We start from the raw sequence: 11,922 nt of genomic DNA on the forward strand, positions 1-11,922 counted from the left end.
GGATCAGCCGCCGAAGGTGCCGGACTCGACGGACTTCCAGTCGGCGCCCTCGACCTTGTAGACGGTGAGCTGCTTGTTGGTCGCGTCACCGAACTCGTCGAAGGAGACCTTGCCGGTCACGCCGTCGAAGGAGACCTTCTGGACGGCTTCGAGGACCTTGGCGCGGGCGTCGGTGGGGAGCTTGCCGTCGTTGGCGGCGACGGCGGCCTTGACGCCCTCGATGATCGCCCAGGCGGAGTCGTAGGAGTAACCGCCGTAGGCGGCGAAGGGCTCCTTGAAGCCGGCCTTGGTGTAGTTGGCGATGAACTCCTTGGCGGAGGGCAGGCTCTCGACCGGCGCGCCGACCGAGGTGGCGAAGTCGCCCACGGCGCCGGCGCCGGCGAGCTCGACGTACTTCTTGTCGTAGATGCCGTCACCGCCGACGAGCGGGATGTTGGCGCCGGAGGCCTTGATCTGCTTGCTGAGCGGGCCGGCCGCCGGGTACTCGCCGCCGTAGTAGACGACGTCGGCGCCGGAGCTCTTGACCTGGGTCACGACGGCCGAGAAGTCCTTGGACTCGGGGTCGATGTGGCCCTCGCCGGCGACGGCGCCGCCGAGCTTGGTGAACTCGCCCTTGAAGGTTCCGGCGAGGCCGGCGCCGTAGGTCTTCTTGTCATCGATGATGAAGACCTTCTTCTTGCCCGCCTTGTTGAAGAGGTACTGCGCCGCGAACGGGCCCTGGATGGCGTCCGTGGTGGCGGTGCGGAAGTAGCTCTTGTAGGTGCGGGTCTTCTCGCCGGTGGCCCACTTGGGTCCCTGCGAGAGGGAGGGGCTCGTGTTGGCGGGGGAGATCTGGACGAGCTTGGCGTCGTCGAAGACCTTCTGCATCGACTCGGAGACCGAGGAGTTCAGCGGGCCGACGACGCCGACGACGTCCTTGTTGGCGGTGAGCTTGGTGGCGTTCTGCTGGCCGGAAGAGGCCTGCGCCTGGTCGTCCAGCGCCTCGATCTTGAAGGTGACGCCGGGGACGGTCTTCTTCTCGTTGGCCTGGCGCACCGCGAGGTCGACGGAGTTGCGGATGCCGAGGCCGAGGGCTGAGAGGTCACCGGTGAGCGGGGCGTCGACGCCGATGACGACCGTGGCGGTGGCGCCGCCGGCGGTGTCACCACCCTTGTCGTCGCGGGAGCCACAGGCGGTGAGGGTGAGGGCGCCCGCGGCGAGCGCGGCGGTCACGGCAATGAGAGAACGCTGACGCACGATCAGTCCTTTCCTGGCACTGCGTCCCCCGTGGGACGCACCGTGTCGAACGCGGGGAACCGAACTGAAAGGAATCCGGTGGTCGCGGTGACTGGCCGTGACTCTAAGCGGGACTTCGGACGTTATGGAGGGCTGAGGCCAATGATGTGACGCTCTTGTTATGCCACGGCGTAATACATAGCGGATCTCTGCGGGTGGAACGGGGGAATTCCGGCCGGTTCGTCTTGTCCGCATGCTGAGATGCGGCAGGAGCGTAGGCCGGTTTAAGTACTGACTTTCCAGGTGTCTGGCGGGTTTTGCTCATGACGGCGGGTCGCCGGTGATGTCTCGATCTTCGGGACAGGCCCTGGTCAGGGCGACGGAGAGATCCCTGGCATATCGGTCACCCGGGATGTAACTGTGCCGCTCTTTCCGAAATCCATTACTGAGGGTCACTTCCAGAAAAGGGAGCCCGGAATTCCGTGCCACATGCACGCAGTCGGTCGCCAGAATGCGGACGACGACCTCGCGTGCTTCCCCCGCACCCACCGTGACCGGCAGCGGTGGCCGGATCATCACCCTCAGTGCCCGGGACGGCTGGCCGATGCCCTCCACCGAGACGGGGCCCGCGGAGGCGTTCCGCACACGCACAGTGAACGCGAAGGCCGCGTCCGGAGGGGGAGGTTTCACGGGTTCGAGGTAGGTCAGGGAGACCACCTGGGACGGCGCCGGAGGCACGTACGCCACGGGCCGCGGCCGGTCCGCGTACAACCGGACGGCGCCTGCGGCCACCACGACCGCGCAGGTCAGCCCGCCCAGGGCCAGAACGGCCCGCCGATGGCGCGCGTAGCGGTCGCGGGCCCACCGGGCGGCGGCGGGCACGGGGCGGCCGGTGTCGGAGCCCTCGTGGCCCTCGAAGCCCGCGGTGCCCTCCCCGGGCTCGACCGGACCGATGCCGCCGCTCATCCCCAGGGCCCGTCGGTGGGAGTGCCGGTGCGGTGCCGCTCCGCGCAGCGCCGCGCCGCCTCACGGGCGCCGAACGCGCGGGCCGCCGGCGCGCCTTCGTCCCGTCGTACGGCGCGGGCCCCGTCGAGGACGGCGCGCAGGATCTCGTACTGGTCGCCGGACAACCCCATGGCCTGGTAGTCGAGGCCGACGGCGTCCGCGGCGTCACCGGCGTCGATGATCACCCCGGCCCAGTGCGTGATCAGGTCGGCGCAGAGCCGTTCGGGCGGGGTGCCGGCGGGGGTCGGGGCGTCGGCGGACCGCCCGGTCCCGGCGGCGCAGCCGAGGAGGGCGGCGGCCAGGAGCGCCGTCGTCGCCCAGGCGGCCGTGGCGCGCGACGGCGCCGGTCCGGATCCCATGCGGGAACGCTAGACCGACGCCGGGAAGCGCACAACGGCCGGTGGCGGAAACGCTGTTACGAGTTCGTGTCGCGCAGGAGGCAGGTGAGGCGGGCGGTGCAGACGCGCTTGTCCTGGTCGTCGGTGATGACGATCTCGAACGTGGTGGTGGAGCCGCCCTTGTGGACGGGCGTGGCGACGCCGGTGACCAGGCCGGAGCGGACACCCCGGTGGTGGGTGCAGTTCAGGTCGACGCCGACGGCGACCTTGTTGATGCCGCCGTGCATCATCGCGCCGATCGAGCCGAGGGTCTCGGCGAGGACGGCGGAGGCGCCGCCGTGCAGGAGTCCGTAGGGCTGGGTGTTGCCCTCGACGGGCATGGTGGCGACGACCTTGTCGGCCGAGGCCTCCAGGACGCGGATGTCCATGCGTTCGCCAAGGTGGCCCGCCGAGAACAGCGAGGGCAGGTCGATGCCCATGGCCGTGTACTCGTCGAGGACCTCCTGCGGGAACTTCACAGTGTGCTGCTCGCCCATGGGCCGGCTCCGTTCGTGTGTCAACGTTCGTTAACCATCTTGTCCTGAGGTCGTTCTATCAGGCCGGTTCGAAGCGCACGACGACGGACTTGCTCGCGGGGGTGTTGCTGGTGTCCGCGGTGGAGTCGAGGGGGACCAGCACGTTGGTCTCGGGGTAGTAGGCGGCCGCGCACCCGCGGGCCGTCGGATAGTGGACGATCCGGAAGCCGGGGGCGCGCCGCTCCACGCCGTCCTTCCACTCGCCGACGATGTCGGTGTACGCGCCGTCGACCAGGCCCAGCTCGGCCGCGTCGAGCGGGTTGACCATGACGACGCGACGGCCGCCGGTGATGCCCCGGTAGCGGTCGTCGAGGCCGTAGATCGTGGTGTTGTACTGGTCGTGCGAGCGCAGGGTCTGGAGCAGCAGCCGCCCCGCGGGGACGCGGGGGTACTCCACGGGAGCGGCCGTGAAGTTCGCCTTCCCGGTCTTCGTCGGGAAGCGGCGCTCGTCGCGCGGGGCGTGCGGCAGCCGGAACCCGCCGGGGCGGGCGGCGCGCGCGTTGAAGTCCTCGAAGCCGGGGACCACGCGGGAGATCCGGTCGCGGATGGTCCCGTAGTCCCGCTCGAACTCCTCCCACGGGGTGGCCGAGGAGGCGCCCAGGACCGCGCGGGCCAGTCGGGCCACGATGGCGGGCTCGGACAGCAGGTGCGGGGAGGCGGGGGCGAGGTTGCCCCGGGAGGCGTGGACCATGCCCATCGAGTCCTCGACGGTGACGAACTGCCTGCCCGCCCCCTGGACGTCCTTGTCGGTGCGGCCCAGGGTGGGCAGGATCAGGGCGCGCCGGCCGGTCACCGCGTGGGAGCGGTTGAGCTTGGTGGAGACGTGGACGGTCAGGGAGGCGCGGCGGATCGCGGCCTCGGTGACGGCCGTGTCCGGGGTGGCGCCGACGAAGTTGCCGCCCATGGCGAAGAGGACCTTGGCCTCGCCGTCGCGCAGCGCCTCGATGGAGCGGACCACGTCGAAGCCGTGCCGGCGGGGCGAGGTGATGCCGAACTCCCGGTCGAGGGCGTCGAGGAAGGCCGGTGCGGGCCGCTCGAAGATGCCCATGGTGCGGTCGCCCTGGACGTTGGAGTGGCCGCGGACGGGGCAGACGCCGGCGCCGGGACGGCCGATGTCGCCGCGCAGCAGGAGGAGGTTGACGACCTCGCGGATGGTGGCGACGGAGTGCTTGTGCTGGGTGAGGCCCATGGCCCAGCAGACGATCGTCCGCTTCGAGGCCAGGATCATGGCCAGGGCGCTCTCGATCTCCGGGCGGGTGAGGCCGGTGGCGGTGAGGGTCTCGTCCCAGTCGGTCTGCGCGGCCGCCGCCGCGAGGTCCTCGTACCCGTGGGTGTGCTCGCGGATGAACTCCTCGTCGGTGGCGCCGTCGGTCTCGATGACGAGCTTGTTGAGGAGCCGGAAGAGGGCCTGGTCGCCGCCGATGCGGATCTGGAGGAACAGGTCGTTGAGGGCGGTGCCGCGGAGCATGCCGAGGGGGGTCTGCGGGTTCTTGAACCGCTCCATGCCGGCCTCGGGCAGCGGATTCACCGAGATGATCTTCGCGCCGGCGGACTTGGCCCGCTCCAGGGCGGAGAGCATGCGCGGATGGTTGGTCCCCGGGTTCTGCCCGGCGACGATGATCAACTCGGCCTGGTGGAGGTCCTCCAGGGAGACGCTGCCCTTGCCGATGCCGATGGTCTCGTTCAACGCCGAGCCCGAGGACTCGTGGCACATGTTGGAACAGTCCGGCAGGTTGTTGGTGCCGAACTCGCGGGCGAAGAGCTGGAAGAGGAACGCCGCCTCGTTGCTGGTGCGGCCCGAGGTGTAGAAGAGGGCCTCGTCGGGGGAGCCGAGCGCCGTCAACTCCTCCGCGATGATCGCGAACGCCCGCTCCCAGGTCACCGGCTCGTACCGGTCGCCGCCCTCGGGCAGCAGCATCGGCTCGGTGATCCGCCCCTGCTGCCCCAGCCAGTAGCCGGAGCGCCGCTCCAGGTCGGCGAGCGGGTGCGCCGCGAAGAACTCGGGCGTGACCCGGCGCAGCGTGGCCTCCTCCGCGACGGCCTTCGCACCGTTCTCGCAGAACTCCGCGGTGTGCCGCTTGTCGCCCTCGGGCCAGGCACAGCCCGGGCAGTCGAAGCCGTCCTTCTGGTTGACCTTGAGGAGGGTCCGCGCGGTACGGGCCAGGCCCATCTGCTGCTGGGCGATCCGCAGCGTGTGCCCGATGGCGGGCAGCCCGGCGGCGGCACGCCCCGGGGGCGCGATCCGGGGCGCGTCCTGTGCGGGATCATCTGCGGGCGGCTTGGTGGCCATGTCGCTCCCCTTCGAGCATCGCAGCGGCGCCCGCTGCGTCCATCCGAGTACTCCTGCGATCCTGTCACGCCCGCGCCCGCCTGCCGACGGGGCGCCCGGCCGGCCCGCTGCGGGGCGGGCGGCACAGGCCCGGCCGGAATTGTCGGAGCGGACGCCTAGGATCGGGGGCGTGGCAGATTCAGCATCGAAGAAGACCGACCAGACGACCGCAGCGGACCGCCCCCGCCTGATGCTCATGGACGGGCACTCCCTGGCGTACCGGGCGTTCTTCGCGCTGCCCGCGGAGAACTTCACCACCGCGACCGGCCAGCCGACCAACGCCATCTACGGCTTCGCGTCGATGCTGGCGAACACGCTGCGCGACGAGGCGCCCACGCACTTCGCGGTGGCGTTCGACGTGTCCCGCAAGACGTGGCGCTCGACGGAGTTCCCCGAGTACAAGGCGAACCGCTCCAAGACCCCCGACGAGTTCAAGGGGCAGGTCGAGCTGATCGGCGAGCTCCTCGACGCGATGAAGGTGCCGCGCTTCGCGGTCGACGGCTTCGAGGCCGACGACGTGATCGCGACCCTGGCGACGCAGGCGGAGGCCCTCGGCTTCGACGTGCTGATCGTCACCGGGGACCGGGACTCCTTCCAGCTCGTCTCCGCACACACCACCGTCCTCTACCCGACCAAGGGCGTCTCCGAGTTGACCCGCTTCACCCCGGAGAAGGTCGAGGAGAAGTACGGCCTCACCCCGCAGCAGTACCCCGACTTCGCGGCGCTGCGCGGCGACCCGTCGGACAACCTCCCGGGCATCCCCGGCGTCGGCGAGAAGACCGCCGCCAAGTGGATCACCCAGTTCGGCTCGTTCGCGGAACTCGTGGAACGCGCCGACGAGGTCAAGGGCAAGGCCGGGCAGAACTTCCGCGACCACCTCGACGCCGTCAAGCTCAACCGGGTCCTGACCGAGATGGTCAAGGACGTCGAGCTGCCCCAGACCCCCGCCGACCTGGGCCGCACCGCCTACGACCGGTCCGCCGTCACCGGCGTGCTGGACGTACTGGAGATCCGCAACGCCTCGCTGCGCGAGCGGCTGCTCGCCGTGGACCCGGGCGCGGCCGAGGAGGAGCCGCCGGCCCCCGTCGCCGCCGTGGAGCTGGACGCGTCCGTACTGGGCACCGGCGAACTGGCGCCCTGGCTGGAGACCCACGCGGGCGGGCCGCTCGGCGTCTCCACCGTCGACACCTGGGCGCTCGGCCAGGGCAACGTCGCCGAGATCGGGCTGGCCTCGGCGGGCGGCGCCGCCGCCTGGTTCGAGCCGTCCTCGCTCGACGAGAGCGACGAGCGGGCCTTCGCGGCCTGGGCCGCCGACGCCGCCAAGCCCAAGGTCGTGCACAACGCCAAGGGCCTGATGCGGGTCTTCCCCGAGCACGGCTGGACCCTCGCCGGCGTCACCATGGACACCGCGCTCGCCGCGTACCTGGTCAAGCCCGGCCGCCGGTCCTTCGCACTCGACGTGCTGTCCATGGAGTACCTGCACCGCGAGCTGGCACCCGCCGCCGCCGACGGGCAGCTGGCCTTCGGCGCCGACGACACCGCCGAGGCCGAGGCGCTGATGGCGCAGGCCCGCGCGGTCCTCGACCTGGGCGACGCCTTCACCGCGAAGCTGGCCGAGGTGGGCGCCGTCGAACTGCTCCACGACATGGAGCTGCCCACCTCCGAGCTGCTGGCACGCCTGGAACGCGCCGGCATCGCCGCCGACCGGGACCACCTGGAGGGCATGGAGCAGCAGTTCGCGGGCGCCGTGCAGCAGGCCGTCAAGGAAGCGCACGCCGCCGTCGGCCACGAGTTCAACCTCGGCTCGCCCAAGCAGCTCCAAGAGGTCTTCTTCGGCGAACTGGACCTGCCCAAGACGAAGAAGACCAAGACCGGCTACACCACCGACGCGGACGCGCTGGCCTGGCTCGCCGGCCAGACCGACCACGAACTCCCCGTGATCATGCTGCGTCACCGGGAACAGGCCAAGCTCCGCGTCACCGTCGAAGGCCTGGTCAAGTCCCTCGCGACCGACGGCCGCGTCCACACCAGCTTCAGCCAGACCGTCGCCGCGACCGGCCGCCTGTCCTCCACCGACCCGAACCTGCAGAACGTGCCGGTGCGCACCGACGAGGGCCGCGCCATCCGCCGCGGCTTCGTCGTCGGCGAGGGCTACGAGTCGCTGATGACGGCCGACTACAGCCAGATCGAACTGCGCGTCATGGCCCACCTGTCCGAGGACGAGGGCCTCATCGAGGCGTTCGCGACCGGCGAGGACCTGCACACCACCGTCGCCTCCCAGGTGTTCGGCGTGGAGCGCTCCGAGGTCGACGCCGAGATGCGCCGCAAGATCAAGGCCATGTCGTACGGACTCGCCTACGGGCTCTCCGCGTTCGGCCTCTCCCAGCAGCTGAACATCGAGCCCGGCGAGGCCCGCGGCCTCATGGAGACCTTCTTCGAGCGCTTCGGCGGGGTCCGCGACTACCTCCAGCGCGTCGTCGAGGAAGCCCGCGCCACCGGCTACACCGAGACGGTGCTGGGCCGCCGCCGCTACCTGCCCGACCTCAACAGCGACAACCGGCTGCGCCGCGAGGCCGCCGAGCGGATGGCACTGAACGCCCCCATCCAGGGAACCGCAGCCGACATCGTCAAGGTCGCGATGCTGCGCGTCGACAAGGCGATCACCGAGGCCGGCCTGACGTCGCGGATACTGCTCCAGGTCCACGACGAAATCGTCCTGGAGATCGCCCCCGGCGAGCGGAAGAAGGTCGAGGAGCTGGTGCGCCGCGAGATGGGCGCCGCCGTCGAGCTCCGTGCCCCGCTCGACGTGTCCGTGGGCGTCGGCCCCGACTGGGAGTCCGCCGCGCACTGACCCCGCGCACGACCACCGCGACGCCCGTTCCCGTCACGCCACGGGGGCGGGCGTCCGCGCGTCCTCGTCCTCGTCGTCGGAGCGCCGCTCGCCCCGCCGGCGCAGCCGCACCAGCGCCCCGTACAGCAGCAGCGCCACGATCAGACCGCCGCCCGCGCCGAAGCAGACGGTCGGGATGATGTCGAGCGGCGTACGGATCCGGTCGAAGAACGTGAACCAGCGGATCACCCGCAGCGTCACCCCGACGGCCACGCACCCCACGACGAGGGCGACCGCACCCCAGACCTCCGCCCGGCCGAGCACCGGCACCGACGGCGGAACGGGGGAGAGCGGCAACCGGCGCAACGCCGTCACCGTGAACCACAGCAGCGCGCACGCGGCGAACGCCGAAGTGCCGTACTGGAGGTAGGAGTAGAGCGGCAGCCCGAACGCCAGGGGCTCGCCGAGCGACGGCAGCGCGTTCGTGCCCCACCGGTCCAGGTGCGTGAAGCTGTCCCACACCACGTGGGTGAGGGACCCGAGGACCGCCGACAGGTAGAACCACAGCGCGAGCGAGGGCAGTCGACGGCCCCGCCGCCACCGCTCGCCCCGCACGAAGGTGTACACGCGACCCCGCCAGGCCCGCGGCAGCAGCGCGACCAGCGGTTCGCGCAGCAACAGCCAGCACGCCGCCAGCGCGGCGGTCAGCAGGGCGTCGGCGGTCAACACCCCCGGGATCGAGTGGGTGAAGTCCCCGTACCGCATGACGCCGCCGACGATCGCGTCCAGGAAATAGAAGGTGTCGGGCGCGAACGAGCCGAGGACCAGGGCGCAGGCGACGAGCGGCCCGCGCGCCCGGCCGGTCCGGCGGACGGCCGGAAGGACGGCCGCCGCATGGCTGAGGGTGAACGGCATGGCGCCTCTCCTGGTCCTCGATGACCTCCCGGACCCGGCCCGGAAGGTGTCCCGGCTTCGGTTCTTTACTTCGGTCAATGCGCGCGGAACGGTCCGCACAGTATGCGTGACCTGCGCAGGGTCGTGGGGAAGTGGTGAATTCGGCGCACTGGTAGGTGTCTTGTGCAGCCGGTTGACGTAGGGTCACGCGCACGTCGAGGGGGAGGGGGGTCGGCTCATGCCGTCTCGAATATCGGCCCGGTTCGGACGCGGGCCGCGCAGGGGCGCGGCCGCCGCCGTGATCTCCGCGCTGGTGATCGCCGCCGTGAGCGCCTCACAGGGCCCGGCCGTCGGCAGCGAGGACCGGGTGAGCGCCGCCGGCGCGACCACCACGCCCCCCGGGGGAACCGCCACACCGAACGACGCGGGCGGCGACTCCAGCTACTCCACCGAACTGCCGCCCCTGATCAGCCCGGAGCCGCCCGCGCTCCTCCTACCGGCGCAGGACGCCCCGACCTCTTCCCCACAGCCTGCGCCCACGACCGAGGTGCCACGCACCGAACCCGTCGCCCTCGGCGACGCCGAGGGCGTGCGGGGAATCCCGGCGAGCGTGCTCGCCGCGTACCGGTTGGCCGAGGCCGAGGTGGCGCGGACCGACCCCGGATGCGGGCTGCGCCGGGAACTCCTCGCGGCCATCGGGAAGGTCGAGTCGGGTCATGCCCGCGGCGGCCGGGTGGACGCCGCCGGCACCACGCTCCGGCCGATCCTGGGCCCCGTCCTCGACGGGAACGGCTTCGCGAACATCTCCGACACCGACGGCGGTGCCCACGACGGCGACGCACGGTACGACCGGGCCGTCGGACCCATGCAGTTCATCCCCTCGACGTGGGCGGCATGGGGCCAGGACGCCGACGGCGACGGCCGGCGCAACCCGAACAACGTCCACGACGCGGCGCTCGCCGCCGGCCGCTACCTCTGCGCGGGCGCCCGTGACCTGCGGGTGGGCGCGGACCTCGACCGGGCGGTGCTCTCCTACAACAACTCCGGGGAGTACCTGCGCACGGTGCGGTCCTGGTTCACGTACTACCTGAAGGGCACGCACGAGGTCCCGGACGGCTCAGGCTCCGGCGTCGGTACGACCGAACCGGCGGTGACGAACCCCCGCCCGGCCCCGGCCCCGACTCCCGCCCCCACCCCGAAGCCGACGCCCACGCCGAAGCCGAAGCCGACGCCGAAGCCCACGCCCACGCCGAAGCCGACCCCGGACCCGACGCCCACGCCCACGCCGACCCCGGACCCGACGCCGAAGCCCACGCCGACGCCCACTCCCACGCCGACGCCCAAGCCGACTCCCACCCCGACCCCGACCCCGACCCCGACACCCACGCCGACTCCCACCCCGAAGCCCAGCCCGACGGCGAGCGCCAAGCCCACCGCGTCCCCGAGCGCCAAGCCCAGCGGGTCCCCGACGGCCACGGCGAAGCCGAGCCCGACCCCCACCCCGCCCGCCGCGGAAACCCCGTAGCCGAACGGTTCTCATCTCGCCCCTGCGTTGCTACGGTGCCCCCTCCCTGACGCCCCATCAGATATCGGAGGCCCCCGGCATGCGCGCTCTCGTCGCCGCCGCCATCGGGCTGGTCGCCGCGCTGGCCCTCGTCCTCGCCATCACGGCGTTCGGGGTGCCGGACGGCACGACCTCGCCCAAGCCCCTGCTCACCACCGCGCCCACCGCGCCCGGAAAGTAGAGGGGGCCCGCCATGCGACGCAGAGCGAGCCTCGTCCTGCTTGCCCTGGCCGTGTTCTGCGCGGCCCTCGCACCACTGATGCGCTGGTACGCGTACCCCCGCCTCGCCAAGATCCCGCCGGGCCAGTACCAGGAGATGGTCCTGGAGGCCAAGGGCGCGACCCTCCTCGACTACACCGCCGGCATGACGCCCAAGAAGGTCGACAAGGTCACCATCGTCCAGACCCTCAAGGGCAACGTCGAGGCGTCGAAGGAGATCGAGGCGAGCGCCGGCAAGGACGTGGTCGTCTGGGACACCCTGACCCACATCATGGGACCGGACGGGAAGATGGTCTCCCAGATCCCCGAGCGCTACGTCTTCGACGCCCACACCCAGGATCCGGTGCACGCCACCGGCGAGATGGTCGACGGGGACCCGGTCACGCGCGAGGGCATCGAGTTCAAGTGGCCGTTCTTCACGGAGCCCCGCGACTACCTGTACTTCGACGCCCAGACCCGCAGCTCCTCGCCGATCCACTACGTCGGCCCGCGCACCTTCAAGGGAATGGACGTCTACTACTTCGAGCAGACCATCCCCTGGACCAAGGTGGCGCTGCCGAAGAAGATGCCGATCGAGGGCATCGACCCGAAGACGTTCGAGCAGAACACCGGCACCAGCCTCTGGTACACGGCCAAGGCGATGTTCTGGGTCGACCCGGTGACGGGGGCGCCCGTCAACGCCGAGCAGGACATCCGGCAGGAGATGCGCGGCGGCATCGCGGCCGGGGCCCAGGACGGCAGGCTCACCGTCTTCGCCGGGCACGTGACGATGCGCGAGGACTACGCCGAGTACACCCGCGAGCTGGTCGCCGCGAACCGCGTCAAGGTCCTCGCCCTGCACACGTACGCCCCCCTCGGCCTCGCGGTCGGCGGACTCGCCCTGTTCGGCCTGGCCCTGTGGCTGGAGGCGCGCGGCCGCCGCCCCGGGGAACCGGGCGGCGCCTGAGCCGACC

The 11,922-nt window shown here is 71.5% G+C and carries 10 protein-coding genes; 4 read left to right on the forward strand and 6 right to left on the reverse strand.

Features of this window, described 5'->3' with window-relative positions; genetic code table 11:
* Positions 1 to 3: 3 nt before the first annotated feature.
* From OG906_RS25205 to OG906_RS25225, 5 genes are all read right to left on the reverse strand, one after another.
* The gene (locus tag OG906_RS25205; protein WP_053684889.1) at positions 4 to 1,236 is read right to left on the reverse strand and encodes a branched-chain amino acid ABC transporter substrate-binding protein; all 1,233 of its coding nucleotides are present in this window, start codon (positions 1,234 to 1,236) and stop codon (positions 4 to 6) included.
* 300 nt (positions 1,237 to 1,536) lie between these two features.
* Positions 1,537 to 2,097, reverse strand: coding sequence for a Tat pathway signal sequence domain protein (locus tag OG906_RS25210; protein WP_329445975.1), 561 nt, complete (start codon positions 2,095 to 2,097; stop codon positions 1,537 to 1,539).
* An 80-nt stretch (positions 2,098 to 2,177) separates the two neighbouring features.
* Entirely contained in the window at positions 2,178 to 2,579 is a 402-nt protein-coding gene (locus OG906_RS25215) for a hypothetical protein (RefSeq protein ID WP_329445977.1), read from the reverse strand.
* Positions 2,580 to 2,635: 56 nt separating this feature from the next.
* A complete protein-coding gene (locus tag OG906_RS25220) occupies positions 2,636 to 3,094 on the reverse strand; it encodes a PaaI family thioesterase (protein WP_329445979.1) in 459 nt (152 codons plus the stop codon).
* A 58-nt stretch (positions 3,095 to 3,152) separates the two neighbouring features.
* A complete protein-coding gene (locus tag OG906_RS25225; protein WP_329445981.1) occupies positions 3,153 to 5,423 on the reverse strand; it encodes an FdhF/YdeP family oxidoreductase in 2,271 nt (756 codons plus the stop codon).
* A gap of 169 nt (positions 5,424 to 5,592) precedes the next feature.
* Between OG906_RS25225 and polA the strand changes: the two genes are divergently transcribed.
* Positions 5,593 to 8,313 carry a DNA polymerase I gene (gene polA, locus OG906_RS25230; RefSeq protein WP_329445983.1) on the forward strand — a complete coding sequence of 907 codons (2,721 nt, stop codon included), beginning with the start codon at positions 5,593 to 5,595 and terminating at the stop codon, positions 8,311 to 8,313.
* A 33-nt stretch (positions 8,314 to 8,346) separates the two neighbouring features.
* On the opposite strand, the gene OG906_RS25235 is transcribed toward polA, so the two are convergent.
* Entirely contained in the window at positions 8,347 to 9,207 is an 861-nt protein-coding gene (locus OG906_RS25235) for a DUF4184 family protein (RefSeq protein ID WP_329445985.1), read from the reverse strand.
* Between the two features lie 217 nt (positions 9,208 to 9,424).
* Between OG906_RS25235 and OG906_RS25240 the strand changes: the two genes are divergently transcribed.
* The 3 genes from OG906_RS25240 (at position 9,425) to OG906_RS25250 (ending at position 11,915) form a co-directional block, all read left to right on the forward strand.
* Positions 9,425 to 10,711, forward strand: a complete 1,287-nt coding sequence (locus tag OG906_RS25240; RefSeq protein WP_329445987.1) for a lytic transglycosylase domain-containing protein — start codon at positions 9,425 to 9,427, stop codon at positions 10,709 to 10,711.
* Positions 10,712 to 10,790: 79 nt separating this feature from the next.
* Entirely contained in the window at positions 10,791 to 10,931 is a 141-nt protein-coding gene (locus tag OG906_RS25245; protein WP_107089279.1) for an SPW_0924 family protein, read from the forward strand.
* 12 nt (positions 10,932 to 10,943) lie between these two features.
* A complete protein-coding gene (locus OG906_RS25250; RefSeq protein ID WP_329445990.1) occupies positions 10,944 to 11,915 on the forward strand; it encodes a DUF3068 domain-containing protein in 972 nt (323 codons plus the stop codon).
* Positions 11,916 to 11,922 lie beyond the last annotated feature (7 nt).

Origin of the sequence: Streptomyces sp. NBC_01426 (assembly GCF_036231985.1) — a bacterium.
Classification (GTDB): domain Bacteria; phylum Actinomycetota; class Actinomycetes; order Streptomycetales; family Streptomycetaceae; genus Streptomyces.